Origin of the sequence: Cellulomonas composti, assembly GCF_007990245.1 — a bacterium.
GTDB lineage: Bacteria > Actinomycetota > Actinomycetes > Actinomycetales > Cellulomonadaceae > Cellulomonas > Cellulomonas composti.
In genome coordinates, this window is record NZ_BJWG01000002.1 from 105745 (window position 1) to 122405 (window position 16661).

Here is a 16661-nt window from a genome sequence, read left to right on the forward strand (position 1 = left end):
GTCAGGGCTGCAGCGCGTCGTACTCGGCCTCGGCTGCGACGTCGTCCTCGACGTCCAGCCGCAGGTGCCCGAGCATCACCTGGAGGGTGCGCAGCAGGCTGGAGGCCCGCTCGCCCCAGTCGGACAGGTAGGAGAACTGCCACCACCACAGGGCCTCGAGCACGCCACCGGTCTGGTGGTGCCGCAGCCCCTGCGCGAGCGCACCCGCGATCGCGACGAGGTCACCCGAGACCGTCGCAGGACCGACCTCGGCACCGAGCAGCGGGTCGACGACCTCGACGTACTCGTCGATGCCCTCGAACGCGTTCGCCAGGCCCGCGCGCAGCGGCTCGACGTCCGGGTCCGGCCCGACGTCCGGCTCGAACCGCTCGAGCGGCACGACGTCCTGCGTGGCACCCAGTCGCGCACCGGCCGCGATCACGTCCGAGACCGCGAGCAGCAACAACGGGAGCGCGGCCTCGGGGTTGGTCCCCGCGGCGACCTCGGTCACCGTGGTGAGGTATGCGCGCGTCTCGAGGGCCATCGCCTCGGCGATCGCGGTCAGGTCGGAGTCGGGCGGTCGGACGACGGGGTGCGAAGCCATGTCCCCATCGTCCGGGACGAGCCGCCGCGTGTCATCCGGGGCTCGCACCGCGGACGGTTTCGGACGAGACAGCGGCGGGCTCGCGCCGCCAACTGACCGGCTCAGGCCGACCGACAGACTCAGGCCGACCGACCGGTTCAGGCCGACGGGTTCAGGCCGACCGGCTCAGGCCGACAGCAGCCGGCGGCCCTCGAAGGCTCGGCCGAGCGTGACCTCGTCGGCGTACTCGAGGTCGCCGCCCACCGGCAGGCCGGATGCGAGCCGGCTGACCGTCAGCCCCATCGGGAGCAGGAGCCGCGCGAGATAGGTCGCGGTGGCCTCACCCTCGACGTTCGGGTCCATCGCGAGGATGACCTCGGTGACCACGCCGTCCGCGAGCCGGCGCAGGAGCTGCGCGATCCGCAGGTCGTCCGGTCCGACGCCCGCGATCGGGTTGATGGCCCCGCCGAGCACGTGGTAGCGCCCACGGAACTCGCGCGTGCGCTCGATCGCGACGACGTCCTTGGCCTCCTCGACGACGCAGATCGCCGTGGGCGTCCGACGCGGGTCGAGACAGATCCGACACTGCTCGGCCTGCGCGACGTTGCCGCAGGTGTCGCAGAACCGCACGCGCTCCTTGACCTCGATGAGCGCGTCGGCCAGCCGCCGCACGTCGGCCGGGTCCGCCGACAGCAGGTGGAACGCGATGCGCTGGGCGCTCTTGGGACCGACGCCGGGCAACCGCCCGAGCTCGTCGATCAGATCCTGGACCGCGCCCTCGTACACGACGCCCAGCGTACGTGCCCGCACCCACGGCGCCCGCCGCGCCGCGCAGGACCCGATGCTCGGGCTGGCGCCGCGCTCAGCTCGCGGTCGGGTCGTCGAGCTGCTCGTCGATCACCGTGCCGCCGAGGAGCTGCGCCACGAGCGGCGCGCCCACGAGGCCCGAGGACGCGACATCCGGGTCGTCCGGCGAGAGCTCGTCGTAGGGGTCGCTCGTCGGCGCGGTCGTGGCCGTCGATGTCGACGGTCTCGACGCGTTTCCCGCGAGCCGTCGCGCGCGCTCGATCGCCGCAGCGCCCGCCGGTGTCGCACTCGGTGCCGACGCGGCAGCAGCGCGCGAGCCTGCGCCCACGCCAGAGCCTGCGGCTGCGCCCGAGCCTGCGCTGCGGGGCGTCGCCGCCGCGCGGGCGGGCGCCGGGGTCGAGCGCGCAGGTGCGGGCGTCGCGGAGCCGGAGCGCCCCGGCTCGGCAGCGCGCGCGGGCGTCGAGGCGCCCGGTGCCGGGCGCGGCGGCGGATCGCCCCACGACGCGGCGGCCTGCGCCGGCGAGACGACGCCGGGAACGGACCACGGGTCCTCGGGCTCCTCGGGCGGCTCCCACTCCGCCGCTTCCGAGGGCGCCTCGGACGCGGCGATCACCGCCGCGGGCTCGGCGATCACCTCGGCGGGCTCGTCGCTCGACGTCGCGAGTGCGGCCGTCACCGGCTCGACGGGCTCCTCGGTCGACGGCCGCCGGTGGCCCTCCTCGTCGTCGGGCTCGCCCGGCCGGGAGGTCTCGCGACCGGCCGCGCTCCCGGGACGCGAGGACGGGGTACGCCCCTCCGGGCCGGCGCCCGAGCGCGCCGCGGTGGGCCGTTGGGACGGCGCCGGACCACGCGCGGGCCCGCTGTGCGGCGACGGGGAGGCACCGTCGCCGGCGGCCTCCACCCGCACGTCGAAGCCGAGAGTCTCGTGCACGGCGCGGGCGACGACGTCCGCGTGCTGCCCGTTGCGGAACGTGTTCGCGAGCTCGGGAGTGCTGAACGCCAGCCGGAGCGTGGTCGCGTCGAGCTCCGCCACCTGCACGTTGCTCGGATCGACGAGAGCGCCGGTCACCTTGCGCAGGCGGCGAACGGTGTCGAGCACCTCGGGCCAGCGTCGACGCAGCACCTCGGTCTCGCCCGAGGCACTCGCGGGCGCGCCAGTCGCGGCGGGGGCAGGTGTGGCGACGGCAGGTGTGGCGGCGGCGGGTGTGGCGGGGGCTGGTGCAGCGGCGGCGGGTGCGGCAGCGCTCGGTGACGACTCGTCCGGCCCGGTCCCGTCCGGCGATGCATCCGTCCGAGCGGCGGGCTCCGCCGCAGCATCGGACGCGGGTGCGACGACCCCCGACGCCTCGGCCGGCGCGAGGTCCTCGGAGACGACGGGAGCCGCGGGTGCGACGGCGGGAGTCACCGGGGCGGCGACCGTAGTCGCGGCGGCGGGCCGCGGCTGCGCGGGACGAACCGTGCGGCCCTGCGCGGGCGCATCGGGCTCGCCGTCCCCGCGCCGGGCGGCGAGCGCCGCGCGCACCGCTGCGGCGCCTCCGCTCGGCGAGGGAGGAGTCGAGGTCGGCGCAGGCTCGGCCGGGGCGGGCGGGGCGCTGGCCGCGACGGGTGCGGGCGCCCCCCGCTCGAGCCGGTCGAGCCGCGCCGCGACGCCGGTGCGCGAGTCGTCGGCCGCCGGCAGCAGGAGCCGGGCCATGAGCAGCTCGAGGTGCAGCCGCGGCGAGGTGGCGCCGATCATCTCGGTCAGTGCCGTGTTGGCCAGGTCCGCCGACCGGGACAGCTCGGCCGGGCCCAACCGCGTCGCCTGCACGCGCATGCTCGCGAGCTGGTCCTCCGGCAGTCCGCGCAGCGCGGCTCCGGCGGCCTCACCCGCGGCGTCGATCACGATGAGGTCGCGCAGCCGCTCGAGCAGGTCCTCGACGAAGCGGCGCGGCTCGTGACCGGTCGCGATCACGCGCTCGACGACGCGGAACGCCGCACCGCCGTCGCGCGCGGCGATCGCGTCCACCAGGTCGTCCAGCAGCGAGGACTGGGTGTAGCCGAGCAGCGCCGCGGCGCCCGCGTACTCGATCCCTGCCTCGCCGGAGCCGGCGATGAGCTGGTCGAGCACCGAGAGCGTGTCGCGCACCGAACCGCCACCCGCGCGCACGACGAGCGGCAGCACACCGCCGCCGACGGGTACGTTCTCGGCCGCGCAGAGCTGATCCAGGTAGGGCAGCAGCACGTCCGGCGGGACCAGCCGGAACGGGTAGTGGTGCGTGCGCGACCGGATGGTGCCGATCACCTTGTCCGGCTCGGTGGTCGCGAACACGAACTTGATGTGCGGCGGCGGCTCCTCGACGATCTTGAGCAGGGCGTTGAAGCCCTGCGTCGTGACCATGTGTGCCTCGTCGAGGATGAAGATCTTGAACCGGTCGCGCGCCGGGGCGAACGTGGCCCGCTCACGCAGCTCCCGAGCGTCGTCGACACCGCCGTGGCTCGCCGCGTCGATCTCGACCACGTCGAGGCTGCCCGGACCGCCGCGCGCCAGCTCGACGCACGACTCGCACACCCCGCACGGGGTGTCGCTCGGTGAGGCCTCGGTGTTCTGCGCGCAGTTGAGGATGCGCGCGAGGATGCGCGCGCTGGTCGTCTTGCCGCAGCCGCGCGGACCGGAGAACAGGTACGCGTGGTTGACCTGCCCGGAGCGCAGCGCCTGGCGCAGCGGGGCCGTGACGTGGTCCTGACCGATCACCTCGGCGAACGTCTCCGGCCGGTAGCGCCGGTACAGGGCTGTCGTCACCCCCCGAACCCTAGACGCCCGCACCGACACGCGGGCAGCCCCGTCCTCAGCCTGCAAGGACCGCCAGCCCGAGCCCGACGACGAGCAGCCCGCCCACCGGCGTCACCCACGCCCGCACGCGCGCGTCGAGCCGGTCGCCCGCCCACGCCCCGACCAGCGCGAGCACGCTCTGCCACGCCGCCGAGGCGACCAGCACGCCCCCGACGAACGCGACTGCAAGCTCCGCCGGCAGCCGCGCACCCGAGTCGCCCAGCCCGGCGACGAGGCCGACGGCCACCGTGGCGAACACCAGAGCCGTCGCCGGGTTGACCGCGGTGAGCCCGACGAACCGCGCGTACGCCCGCCACGCGCCGCCTGGTTGCGGCGCACCCTCGTCGGACAGCGCGTCCGCACCCGGGCGACGTGTCCGCCACCACCCGGCCAGCAGCACGAGCCCGACGACGACGAGCACCGCGGCCCCGGCGACACGCAGCACCGCGAGCCGATCGGCCGCCAGCCGCGTGAGCGGGACGCCGGCCGCCACCGCGACCACGGCGTAACCGGCATCGACGGTCGCGACGCCGGCACCGGCCGCGAGCGCGACGAGCCGCCCGCGCAGCAGTGCCTCGCGCAGCAGCAGCACGCCGACCGGCCCGAGCGGCATCGCGACCGCGAGCCCGGCCGTGAGCCCGAGGACGAGCGCACGTGCGGTCTCGTCGGACATGGCGCCCATGCTCGTGTGCTGCGGCCGTCGAGCGACCCGGCCGCCGCGATTCCCGCGGTGAGACGTGCGGATACGAATCAGAGCCGCCAGAATCGTCGTCGTGGACGCCCTCGACGACGCAATCCTCCGTGAGCTGACCGCGGACGCGCGTGTGCCGTTCCGCGAGCTGGGCGAGCGAGTCGGGCTGTCAGCGAACGCCGCCGCGGCGCGCGTGCGGCGCATGCAGTCGGACGGCACGATCCGCGGGTTCACCGTGGTGCGCGGCTCGTCGGCCGGTTCGTCGGCGGCGGGTCTGGAGGTCTTCGTCGAGGTCCGCCTCGCGGACGGCACGACGAACGAGGCGTTCACGGCGGCCCTGTCGTCGGGGTTCGACGAGGTGCTCGACGCCGTGCACGTCACCGGCGGGTACGACTACCTGCTGCACGCCGTGGTGCGCGACCCCGCCGCTCTCGACGCCCTGGTCCGCCGGCTCAAGCGCGCGGCCGGCGCCGCCCAGACCTTCACCCGGCTCGCGCTGCGAGGAACGTAAGGACCCCCCGCACACCCGCCAGAGCTCACCTGCCCTTGCTGCCTTCCGGCCCTGGGGGAGTTCAGCGAGATGACGCCGCACGAGGGGTCTGCCGCCAAGCCTAACCCAGCGCATCGACCCGCCCGGACGCCGCCGTCCACCGCACGCGTGGCCGACGGCGACCGATTCGGAGCCGTCGCGGGCGTCCGGTATCCTCTCTCGGCCAGGAGGATTCGCCTAGTGGCCTATGGCGCACGCTTGGAAAGCGTGTTGGGGTAACACCCTCGGGGGTTCGAATCCCCCATCCTCCGCGCACCGAAGGGCCCCTGACCTGCACGAACGCAGGTTCGGGGCCCTTCGTCGTTCTCGCTCCCGACCGGCCCGACGAGCCGTGGTTGCAGCTGTGGTTGCAGTTCAGGCCCTCGAGTACAAGGGCTACTCGGAGTGAGCTGAACAACCGCTCCGAGAGGCCAGGCCACGATGCCGCAGCGGAACCGCCGTGCTGAAGAAGGCCGGAGCTGCGGATCACGCATGACCAGAAGTCAGACGGGAGCTGCCGCCCGTCGAGGGTGGCCGTTCCGGCATCATCTTGCCGTCATCAGCAATATCCTGCCGGTACCGGCATGAAGTTGCCGCGGCCGGCTGGCCCGACGTCGTCCTGGTCGAGAGGCGCGTGTGACGAGGGTCAGGGGCGGGCGCCCGTACGCTTCGGGTCCATGAGTGCTCGCACGCGGCGCACCGCCGTGACGTTGCTGGTCAGCGCGGTTCTGGTCGCCGGTGGGACGGCAGGGGCGCAGGCCGCGCCGGTGCGCACCATCGACGGGCACCTGCTGCAGGTGCCCGCGGAGGCGGACCACCCCGAGCAGTGGCTGCTGCAGCGCGACGACGGCACGCTGCAGGAGCTCGACGCGGCGGCGGTGCCGGACGATGCGACGCCGGGCGCGCAGGCGTCGGTGACGTTCGCGGGCGAGCAGGCGGTGCGCGCGAGCGTCGTCGCGGAGGCGCAGACCAGGACGCCGGGGCCGATGCACGCGTACGTCGTCGCGATCGACGACAGCACCCGCACCGACGACATCTCGCTCGCGGCTGCGCAGGCGAGCACCAGCGCGATGACCGCGTACTGGCAGCGCGAGGGCGGTGGGGCGATCGAGTCGTTCGACACCGCGGGCGCGACGACGCTCAGCTACCCCGGCAGCTGCGAGGCCTCCGCGTGGGACGTGTGGAACGCCGCTGCGGCGAAGTTCCCCGGGGTCGCGTGGAACTGGTCGAACCACCTGCTGGTGTACCTGCCCGCGGGGTCGGGCTGCACGTTCGGCCTCGGCACGTTGGGCGGCGGTTACGTGCTGGTCGGCACGACGCTGCTCTCCGCCACGGCGCACGAGGTCGGGCACAACCTCGGCCTGAACCACGCCTGGCTCGACGACGGCAGGACGTCGCGCGAGTACTGGGCGCTGTACGGACCGATGGCACTGTCGATCAACTCCTACCTGCCCGGCAAGCTCGACGCCGGCTACCGGGACCAGCTCGCGCTACCCGACGCCGCTGCCCACCGACAAGACCTGACCTGGGGCTCGACGCAGACCGTCACGATCACGGCCCAGGGCGCCGGGACGCTCAACGCCGTCAAGGTCGTCGACCCCGGCACGGGGACGCCGTGGTACGTCGAGTTCCGCTCGGGCACGGGCGACGACGCGGGCACGTACTACGCGTCGTCGAAGGACGCCAAGTGGGACGGCACGTACCACGGGGCAGGCGTGCACGTCTCGACCTGGACCTCCGGCGGACTGGTCACGCACGCGACGCCTGTGGTCGGCACCGAGGTCTGGGCGACCTACCGCGCGGGTGAGTGGTTCGTCGACGACGAGGGCCGCGTGGCGGTGCAGGTCGTCTCGACGACCACCACCTCGGCGACGGTGCGCATCACGACGGGCGGCACGGGCGACGCCCCGCGCAGCCGCTGGTCACGCACGGGCAAGGCCGTGCCCGCGCTCACGGTCACCCCCGTCACTGCTCTGGCGGGGGCGCGCGGCCGCGCGACGGTGCAGATCGACGACCCGAGCGTGACAGGCGGCGCGTACGGCGCGCTGACGGTCTCGCTCGACGGCGGGACGGCGCAGACGCTGACGCCGGACGCGACCGGTCGCGCGACCTGGACCTCGTCACGCGCGCTCGCACCCGGCACGTTCGCGCTGGCGGCCTCCTACGCGGGGTCGGCGAGCTCGTGGCCGGCGACGGGCAGCGCGAACCTCGTCGTGCCCGCGAAGTCCGTCACGTCCGTGACCGCGAGCGCCGCGGACGCGACGTACGGGACCCAGGGCAAGGTCACCGTGCGGGTGAGCGCCGCACAGGGCACGCCGTCCGGGACGGTCACGCTCTGGTCCGGCAGTGAGAAGGTCACGGCGAAGACCCTCACGTCGGCCGGCACCGCGACGCTGCGCACCCCCGCTTCCTGGGGCGCCGGGACGCGCACGCTCACCGTGAAGTACGCGGGTTCCGCGGGACGGCGCGCCTCGTCGACGACGACGACGCTGCGGGTGGTCAAGGCGACACCACGGGTCACGGTCGCGAGCACGTCCACGACGAAGGACGCCCAGTCAACGGTCACGGTGCGGGTCACCGGCGTCGGCGCGCAGCCCGGCACCGGCTCGGTCACGCTGCGCATCGGCTCGGCCACGGTCGCGCGCGACGTGCAGCTGACCGGGAGCGGGCTGACGCGCTCGGTGCGCATCCCGGTCGCGAAGCTGCCCGCGGGGCAGATCCTCGCGGTCTACTCCGGCAACGCGAACCTGCGCCCGCTCACCACGAAGAGCTCGATCGTCGTCACGGGCGCCGTCGCCCGTCCGGCTGACGGTGGTGTCCCGCGCGCGGCATGACTCCCTACTATCGCCGGATGAGACCTCGCCGCACGCTCCCGGTCGCCCTCGCACTGGCCGTCGCCCTGCCCTGGACGGCGCTGTCCGCGGCCGACGCCGCCACGCCGCCGACGACGACCACCACCGGCACGCTGCTCGAGGTCGCGATCGACGACCACGACGCACCGACCTCCACGTGGGTGCTCGAGGGTGACGACGGCTCCCTGACGGAGGTGAAGGTCCCGACGAGCCTGCGCGGGGCGGTCGGAGCGCCCGCGACCGTCACGCTCGACACGAGCACGGCGACGCCCACCGTCACGGCGGCCCGGCCGAGCACCACGCTGACGCCGCAGGTCAGCCGGCCGACGGCGCTGCACGCGTACGTCGTCGACATCGTCGACCCCACGTCGTCGGACACCACGACGCTCGCCAAGGCGACCGCGACGACGAAGTCGATGGAGTCGTACTGGGTGCGCGAGGGCAAGGGCGGCATCACGAGCTTCGACACGACGAAGGCGATCTCGTTCACGCAGGCCAACGCGTGCGACATGAACGTGTACGAACTGTGGGCGAAGGCTGCGGCGAAGTTCCCGGGTGTCGCCTGGGGCTGGGCCAACCACCTCGTCGTGTACCTGCCGAGCGACTGCGCCTACGGGTGGACCGGCCTGGCGACGATCGGCGGCGGCTACATGATGATCGTCGCGCCCGACCTGCCGACGACCGCCCACGAGCTCGGCCACAACCTGGGCCTCGCGCACTCGAACCTGGAGATCAAGGGCAAGACCTACGAGTACTTCGGCGCCTTCGGGCCGATGGGGTTCAGCGTGAACGACTACGCGCCGGGCACGCTGGACGCCGCCTACCAGGAGCAGCTCGCGCTCCCGAAGGCCGCCGCCGCGCGCCGGACGCTCACGTGGGGCAGCACGACGACGGTGACGATCGCCGCGGTCGGGGCCGGTGCCGTGAACTCGGTGAAGGTGACGGATCCGAAGACCGGGACGTCCTGGTTCTTCGAGTACCGGGCGGGCCGCGGGCCCGACGCCAAGACGTTCTACGCCACGCAGTACCCGTTCCTGTACGGGCCGGCCGGTGGGCTCGTCGACTACCGCCGCGGGGTCCAGGTCTCGAACCTCACGTCGGGCGGGCTGATCACGCACACGACGATCGCGGCCGACGAGACGTGGGCGGCGACCCGCAAGGGTGAGTGGTTCGTCGACCGCGGCAAGCGGCTCGCGATGAAGGTCGTGAGCACGACGGCCACCGCCGCCACCGTCCAGATCGTCACCGGTGGGACGGGCGCGGCGACGCCGCCGCGGTGGACCCGCGAGGGCATGGCGTTGCCGGTCGTCGTGGTCACACCGCTCGCCACGAAGGTCGGGCAGAAGGCGCGCGTCAACATCCGCGTGATCGACGCCTCGGTGGGCAGCAGTGAGTCCTACGCGGTCCCGCGGATCACGATCGACGGCGGCACGCCGATCAACGTCAAGCTCGACGCGAACGGCCGCGCCACGTGGACCGCCTCGGGCCCGTGGGCCAAGGGCTCCTACCCCGTGCAGGTCTACTACCCGGGCCGCGCCGGTCAGTCGCTCAAGGCGAACGGCTACGCGACCGTCGTCGTGACGCCCTGAGACCTCCGGGACGCGTCCGACGAGCAGGCCCTCGCTCACGACGAGCCGCAAGGGCGGGCCTGCACGCGACACAGGAACGGTAAGGAGGCGATCATGTCGACAGCACGGGTGGTGCTCACGGTCGGGTTCGTCGCGCTCGCGCTGACCGGCTGCGCGGGCGCAGGTGACGGACCCGGCGGCGGCGAGGGCGACGCGGCCGACCTCGTCGGGATGTGGAAGGTCGCGGACGCGCAGGGCGAGGGCGACGCGACCTGGCTGCGGATGGACGTCGTCGAGCTGCGGCTCCTGCGCGACTGCGGGGTGCTGTCCGGTTCGTGGCGGAGCGCGGACGACACGTTCCTGGGCGTCACGGACGGGTGGCCGGCCGAGTGCGGCGACGACGAACCCGCGGTGCCGTGGCTGGCGGACGCGGTCGCGTTCCGCGTGTCCGACGACACGGTCGCGCTGCTCGGTGAGGACGGCGCGGTGGTCGCGACGCTGACCCACGACGGCGCTCCCGACCCGTCCGACGTCTGGACCGAGGACGACACGAGCGTCCCGACCCCCGACGCGGACACCCTCGCCGCACTGGTCGACGAACCCGCGGCGGTGCCCTCCGGCATGACGGCCGCGACCTCCGAGGGCATCGTGGGCGCCTGGGTGCCCGAGGGCCTGACGGTCTCCACCGAGCCGGGCGTGACGTTCGACGAGAACGGCACCTACAGCGCGTCGGACGGCTGCAACGGCTCCGGTGGCCGGTGGGCCGTCGGCGACGACGGTCGGTTCCTCGCGACGAGCGGGGCCTCGACCATGATGGGCTGCGAGGGCGCGCCCGTGCCGAGCTGGGTCGCGGGGGCCTCGCGTGCGGCGTTCGACGGCCAGACGCTCGTCCTGCTCGACGCCGACGGCACCGAGCTGGGCCGTCTCGTCGCCGCCTGACACCTCCCGCACCTGCACCGGCCTAGGCCGGAAGTCCGGCCTGCGGCCGTCGGAGCGGCTCTACGGTCGCCCTAGAGGGCCAAGGACGGCGTTCACCGGGTCGGTCGCAGGACCGATCGCACCCCGCCGCGGCCGGCAGACCAGGCAGACGGAGGGGTGCTGTGCTCGAGGCCGACCAGGACGGACGGGTCACCGTCACCGTCGACGGGCGCGAGGTCCGGTTGCGGGCCGACGTCACGCTGCTGCAGGCGCTGCGGGCCGAGGGCGTCGAGGTGCCCTCGCTGTGCCACGACGGCCGCCTCGAACGCGCGAACGGCAGTTGCGGGCTGTGCGTCGTCGAGGTCGGCGCGGACTCCCCGCGGGACGTGAAGGCGTGCATCACGCCGGTGACGGCGGGCATGGTCGTCACGACCGGCTCGGACCGGCTGCAGGACTACCGCAAGGTGCGTCTCGAACAGCTCCTGTGCGACCACAACGCCGACTGCCTCGCGCCGTGCGTCCAGACCTGCCCGGCGCACATCGACATCCAGACGTACCTCAACCACGTCGCGACCGGGAACTTCCAGGCCGCGATCCGGGTCATCAAGGACCGCAACCCCTTCCCGTCGGTGTGCGGCCGCGTCTGCCCGCACCCGTGCGAGGACGAGTGCCGGCGCAACCTCGTCGACGAGCCGCTCGCGATCAACCACGTCAAGCGGTTCGTGGCGGACTGGGACCGCGAGCAGCCCGAGTCGTGGATGCCGCACCTCGCGGAGCCGTCGGGCAAGCACATCGCGGTCGTCGGGGCCGGGCCGTCGGGGCTCTCCGCGGCGTACTACGCGGCGATCGCGGGCCACCGGGTCACGGTGTTCGAGAAGCAGGACGCGCCCGGCGGGATGATGCGTTACGGCATCCCCGAGTACCGCCTGCCGAAGGCGACGCTCGACGAGGAGATCGCCTTCATGCAGGCGATCGGCGTCGAGATCGTCACCGGCCGCGCGCTCGGGACGCACCTGCGGCTCGAGGACCTGCGCCGGGACTTCGACGCCGTCTACCTCGCGGTGGGCTCGTGGCGCGCGACGCCGCTCAAGCTCGACGGCGAGCACCTGCCGGGCGTGCACCTGGGCATCGACTACCTGCGGCACGTGGTGAAGGGCACCGACGAGCCGGTCGGGGACACGGTCGTCGTGATCGGCGGCGGCAACACCGCGATCGACTGCGTGCGTACCGCGCTGCGCAAGGGCGCGACGGACGTCAAGCTCGTGTACCGGCGCACGCGCGACGAGATGCCCGCGGAGACCCTCGAGATCGACGAGGCGCTGCACGAGGGCATCGAGATGGTCTTCCTCGCGGCCCCGACGAGCATCGAGGCCGACGGCGACCGCCTGCGCCTGACCTGCATGCGCATGGAGCTCGGCGAGCCGGACCGCTCGGGCCGGCGCCGGCCCGTGATGGTCGACGGCAGCGAGTTCACGATCGCGGCGGACACGATCATCGGCGCGATCGGCCAGACCACCGACACCGGGTTCCTGTGGGACGACCTGCCGGTGCGGCTGAACAAGTGGGGCGACGTCGAGATCGACGGCTCCACCATGCAGTCCTCGGAGCGCAACGTGTTCGCCGGCGGCGACTGCGTGACCGGCCCGGCGACCGTGATCCAGGCCGTCGCGGCGGGCCGCCGCGCCGCGACCGCGATCGACGAGTTCGTCCGGCAGGGCTACGTGCGCCCGAGCCACGAGGACTACGCGTGCAGCCGCGGCACGCTCGAGGACCTGCCGCGCGACGAGTTCGAGGTCGTGCCGCGCGCCCGCCGGGCCGTGATGCCCGCACTGCCGCCGGCCGAGCGCATCGGCTCGTTCGTCGAGGTCGAGCTCGGCCTGACGGCCCAGCAGGCCCGCGACGAGGCCGCCCGCTGTCTCGAGTGCGGCTGCTCCAAGCAGAACCACTGCTCGCTGCGCGACCAGGCCACCGCACACCGCGTCGAGTTCGCGACGCCGCTGCACATCCGGCCGTACACCCCGATCGCGCAGGACCACCCGTTCATCGTGCGCGACCACAACAAGTGCATCTCGTGCGGCCGCTGCGTCGCGGCGTGCGCACAGGTCGAGGGTGTCGACGTCCTCGCGTTCCAGCTCGAGGGCGGCCGCCTGACGGTCGGCACGCGCACCGACGAGCCGCTCGGGCTGACCGACTGCGTCTCGTGCGGCCAGTGCGTGCGTGCGTGCCCGTGCGGCGCGCTGGACTACACCCGCGAGCGCGGCGGCGTGTTCTCCGCGATGAACGACCCCGCCCGCACGGTCGTCGGGTTCGTCGCGCCCGCCGTGCGCAGCGTGATCGCGAGCCACTACGGCCTCGCGCCCGACGAGGCGTCGGGCTTCATCGCGGGCCTGATGCGTCGTGTGGGCTTCGACAAGGTCTTCGACTTCGTGTTCGCGGCCGACCTGACGATCGTCGAGGAGACCACCGAGTTCCTCGAGCGGGTGACCAGCGGCGAGCGCCTCCCCCAGCTCACGTCGTGCTGCCCGGGTTGGGTCAACCTCGTCGAGCGCCGCTTCCCCGAGCTGATCCCGCTGCTGTCGAGCTGCCGCTCCCCGCAGCAGATGATGGGCGCGACCGTGAAGAGCCACTTCGCGCAGCGCGTCGGCATCCCGCTCGAACAGCTCTACACGGTCTCGATCGTGCCGTGCCTCGCGAAGAAGTACGAGGCGGCGAGGCCCGAGTTCGCGACCGACGGCGTACGGGACGTGGACGCGGTCCTCACGACCACCGAGTTCCTCGAGATGGTCGAGATGCTGCACCTGTCCCCGCAGGACGTGGAGCCGGCGGAGTTCGACGAGCCGTACGCGCGCGTCAGCGGCGCGGGCGTGCTGTTCGGCGCGTCCGGCGGTGTCGCCGAGGCGGCGCTGCGGATGGCGGTCGAGAAGCTCACGGGCGAGCCCATGGCGGACCTCGACATGCACGACGTGCGCGGGCTGCAGGGGTTCAAGGAGGCCACGGTCGTCGCGGGCGGCGCCACCGTGCGCGTCGCGGTCATCAACGGTCTGGGCAACGTCGACCAGCTCGCGAAGCGGATCCGCGCGGGCGAGGACGTCGGCTACGACCTCATCGAGGTCATGGCGTGCCCCGGCGGCTGCATCAACGGCGCCGGCCACCCGGTCCCCGACGACGTGCAGGAGATGACGGCGCGCCAGCAGGTGCTCGTCGACATCGACCGCACGGCCACGCATCGCACGAGCCAGGGGAACCCCGACATCCTGAGGTTGTACGACGAGTTCTACGGAGAACCCGGGTCGCCGGTCGCGCACCGGCTGCTGCACACGTCGTACGCCCCGTTCCGCGCGACGGAGCCGGAGGTCGTGCGATGAGCGCGCGTCGAGGGTGGTTCGCCGCGGCGCAGGCCGCGCTGCTCGCGCTGGCCCTGGCCGCGTGCGCCGGGACCGCGGACCCCGGTGCGGCACCGACCGCACCCGTCTCGTCGAGCCCGACGAGCAGCCCGAGCGCCCCCGCGCCCGAGCCGACCCCTGAGCCGACCGCCGAACGCACGACGTTCCGGATCGCGACGCTCAAGGGCCCCACGACGATGGGGCTCGTCGAGCTCATGGACGAGGCCGCGCAGGGCACCGCGCGGCACGACTACCAGGTCACGGTCTATGGCACGCCCGACGAGGTGCTGCCGAAGATCCTGCAGGGCGACGTCGACGTGGCGCTCGTGCCGGCCAACCTGGCGAGCGTGCTGTACGCCAAGACCGGGGGCGACGGCGGCGCGAAGGTGAAGGTCGCCGCGATCAACACTCTCGGCGTCCTGCAGGTGCTCGAGGCGGGCGACACCGTGCACGCGGTCGCCGACCTGCGCGGGCACACGATCCTGAGCACCGGCAAGGGCGCGAGCCCGCAGTACGTGCTCGAGCACGTCCTCACCGAGGCGGGCCTCGACCCGACGAAGGACGTGACGATCGAGTACCTGAGCGAGGCGACCGAGGTCGCGGCACGGCTCGCCGCGACGCCGGGTGCCGTCGCCGTGCTGCCGCAGCCGTACGCGACGGTCGTGACCAAGCAGGCCGAAGGCGTGCGGGTCGCGATCGACCTGACCGACGCCTGGGCGGACGTCACGCCGTCGCGGCTGGTCACGGGCGTGGTCGTCGTGCGTACGCCGTTCCTCGCGGAGCACCGCGCCGCCTTCGACGAGTTCCTCGCCGACTACCGTGCCTCGACCCAGTTCACGAACGAGCACCCCGACGAGGCCGGTGCGCTCATCGCGGCCGCGGGCATCGTCCCGGCCGCGGCGGTCGCGACCGCCGCGATCCCGGCGTCGCACGTCACGTACATCGACGGCGCCGACCTCCGTACGGACCTGGACGGCTACCTCGCAGTGCTGTTCGCCGCCAACCCCGCCAGCGTGGGGGGAGCGCTACCCGGTGACGACTTCTACTACACCCCGGGCGGCTGATCGCGCCGACGTCGGCCGGGCCGTGCGCCCGGTGCTGGTCGTCGCGTTCTGGCTGGTGGTGTGGCAGGTCGCGGCCGTTCTCGTCGGACAGCGCATCCTGCTGCCCTCCCCCGTGGAGGTGCTGACCCGGCTCGGCGAGCTCGTCGTGACGCCCGAGTTCTGGACGACCGTGGCGACCTCGATGGTGCGGATCGTCGCGGGGCTGCTCCTGGGCACCGCGCTCGGCACGCTCACCGCCGCGCTCGCCGCGCGGTCGCGCACGGTCGACGCGTTGGTCACGCCGCTGCTCGGGGCGGTCCGCGCGGCGCCCGTGGTCAGCTTCATCATCCTCGTGCTCATCTGGGTCGACACCGTGCGGCTCTCGGTGGTCGTCTCGACCCTGATGGTGCTGCCGGTCGTGCACACCGCCGTGCTCACCGGCCTGCGCCACCGGGACGTCGCGCTGCTCGAGATGACCACGGTGTTCGGCGTGCCCTGGCAGCGCCGCCTCGCCGCCGTCGACGTGCCGGCGGTGCTGCCGTTCTTCGCCGCGGCCTGCCGCGTGGGCGTCGGGCTGGCGTGGAAGAGCGGGATCGCGGCAGAGGTCATCGGGCTGCCGGCCGGCACGATCGGCGAGCGGCTCTACGACGCGAAGCTGCTCTTGGAGAGCGCCGACGTGTTCGCCTGGACGCTCGTCGTCATCGCGCTCAGCCTCACGCTCGAGCGCCTGGTCGCCGCGCTGCTCGCGCACCCCACGGCGGCCCAGAGCGCACCCGGGGGTGCGTCGTGATCCGGCTGCGCGGCGTCGGCGTGCGCCTGGGCGGTCGCTGGGTGCTGCGCGGGCTCGACCTGGACCTGCCGGTCGGCGTCGTCGCGGTCACCGGACCCAACGGCGTGGGCAAGACGACGCTCGGGCGCGTGCTGCTCGGACTCGTCGTGCCCGACGAGGGCGAGGTGCGCACCGACGGGTGCCGACGTGCCGCCGTCTTCCAGGAGGACCGGCTGTGCCCGCACCTCGACGCGGTCGCCAACGTCCGGCTCGTGCTGCCCCGCGACGTCACGCGTGACGCCGTCCGTGCGGAGCTGGCCGACCTCGGGCTGCCCGACGAGGCCCACGACCGGCCCGTGCGCGAGCTCTCGGGCGGTCAGCGCCGGCGCGTCGCGATCGCGCGTGCGCTGCTCACGGACGCCCCGCTCGTCGTGCTCGACGAGCCCCTGACCGGCATCGACGAGGACGCGCGTGGGCACGTGCTCGACCGCGTCGCGCAGGCCTGCGCAGGCCGGCACACGCTCCTGGTCTCGCACGACGCCCGCGACGCCGAGCGGCTGGGCGCGCGACTGGTCGGCCTCGCGGACGGTACCCTGGTCCCCTGACGCCCTCCCGGATGGCCCCTCGACGGAGCGTCCGGCACGAAGATGTGCACGCAGATGTGCCCGGGGGGAGACGCGGAGGCGTTTTCTTCTGTACCGTGTGCGACGTAGTCGCAGTGCATCGCTTG

The 16661-nt window shown here is 73.6% G+C and carries 12 protein-coding genes, 1 tRNA gene and 1 other RNA gene; 9 read left to right on the forward strand and 5 right to left on the reverse strand.

Annotation, left to right across the window (positions count from 1 at the left end):
• Position 1: 1 nt before the first annotated feature.
• The 4 genes from CCO02nite_RS03075 to CCO02nite_RS03090 form a co-directional block, all read right to left on the reverse strand.
• Positions 2 to 583 (reverse strand): DUF5063 domain-containing protein, encoded by a 582-nt coding sequence (locus tag CCO02nite_RS03075; protein WP_146841582.1) that lies wholly within the window; start codon positions 581 to 583, stop codon positions 2 to 4.
• 165 nt (positions 584 to 748) lie between these two features.
• On the reverse strand, positions 749 to 1348 hold the full coding sequence (gene recR, locus CCO02nite_RS03080; protein ID WP_146841583.1) for a recombination mediator RecR: 600 nt from the start codon (positions 1346 to 1348) through the stop codon (positions 749 to 751).
• Positions 1349 to 1424: 76 nt separating this feature from the next.
• Positions 1425 to 4148 (reverse strand): DNA polymerase III subunit gamma and tau, encoded by a 2724-nt coding sequence (locus CCO02nite_RS03085; protein ID WP_146841584.1) that lies wholly within the window; start codon positions 4146 to 4148, stop codon positions 1425 to 1427.
• Between the two features lie 46 nt (positions 4149 to 4194).
• The gene (locus tag CCO02nite_RS03090) at positions 4195 to 4851 is read right to left on the reverse strand and encodes a LysE family transporter (protein ID WP_186812560.1); all 657 of its coding nucleotides are present in this window, start codon (positions 4849 to 4851) and stop codon (positions 4195 to 4197) included.
• A 100-nt stretch (positions 4852 to 4951) separates the two neighbouring features.
• On the opposite strand from CCO02nite_RS03090, the gene CCO02nite_RS03095 reads away from it, so the two are divergent.
• Positions 4952 to 5380, forward strand: coding sequence for an Lrp/AsnC family transcriptional regulator (locus CCO02nite_RS03095; protein WP_146841586.1), 429 nt, complete (start codon positions 4952 to 4954; stop codon positions 5378 to 5380).
• Here the strand turns inward: CCO02nite_RS03095 and ffs are convergent.
• Positions 5376 to 5472: signal recognition particle sRNA small type (ffs, locus tag CCO02nite_RS03100), an RNA gene on the reverse strand. The two genes, CCO02nite_RS03095 and ffs, sit on opposite strands and share 5 nt — an antisense overlap.
• 113 nt (positions 5473 to 5585) lie before the next feature.
• Here ffs and CCO02nite_RS03105 point away from each other — a divergent pair.
• The 8 genes from CCO02nite_RS03105 to CCO02nite_RS03140 all read left to right on the forward strand — a co-directional run bounded on the left by CCO02nite_RS03105 (position 5586) and on the right by CCO02nite_RS03140 (position 16536).
• Positions 5586 to 5670 (forward strand) — tRNA-Ser (locus tag CCO02nite_RS03105).
• A gap of 405 nt (positions 5671 to 6075) precedes the next feature.
• A complete protein-coding gene (locus CCO02nite_RS03110) occupies positions 6076 to 8232 on the forward strand; it encodes an Ig-like domain-containing protein (RefSeq protein ID WP_146841587.1) in 2157 nt (718 codons plus the stop codon).
• 17 nt (positions 8233 to 8249) lie between these two features.
• Positions 8250 to 9839, forward strand: coding sequence for a zinc metalloprotease (locus CCO02nite_RS03115; protein ID WP_146841588.1), 1590 nt, complete (start codon positions 8250 to 8252; stop codon positions 9837 to 9839).
• A gap of 93 nt (positions 9840 to 9932) precedes the next feature.
• Positions 9933 to 10757, forward strand: coding sequence for an META domain-containing protein (locus tag CCO02nite_RS03120; RefSeq protein ID WP_146841589.1), 825 nt, complete (start codon positions 9933 to 9935; stop codon positions 10755 to 10757).
• Positions 10758 to 10918: 161 nt separating this feature from the next.
• Entirely contained in the window at positions 10919 to 14101 is a 3183-nt protein-coding gene (locus CCO02nite_RS03125; protein ID WP_146841590.1) for an NAD(P)-binding protein, read from the forward strand.
• Complete coding sequence (locus tag CCO02nite_RS03130; protein WP_146841591.1) at positions 14098 to 15183, forward strand: ABC transporter substrate-binding protein; 1086 nt, start codon at positions 14098 to 14100, stop codon at positions 15181 to 15183. The genes CCO02nite_RS03125 and CCO02nite_RS03130 overlap by 4 nt, the downstream gene beginning before the upstream one ends.
• On the forward strand, positions 15152 to 15952 hold the full coding sequence (locus CCO02nite_RS03135) for an ABC transporter permease (RefSeq protein WP_146841592.1): 801 nt from the start codon (positions 15152 to 15154) through the stop codon (positions 15950 to 15952). Before CCO02nite_RS03130 ends, CCO02nite_RS03135 begins: the two co-directional genes overlap by 32 nt.
• Positions 15949 to 16536, forward strand: coding sequence for an ABC transporter ATP-binding protein (locus tag CCO02nite_RS03140; RefSeq protein ID WP_186812561.1), 588 nt, complete (start codon positions 15949 to 15951; stop codon positions 16534 to 16536). Before CCO02nite_RS03135 ends, CCO02nite_RS03140 begins: the two co-directional genes overlap by 4 nt.
• Positions 16537 to 16661: the final 125 nt, after the last annotated feature.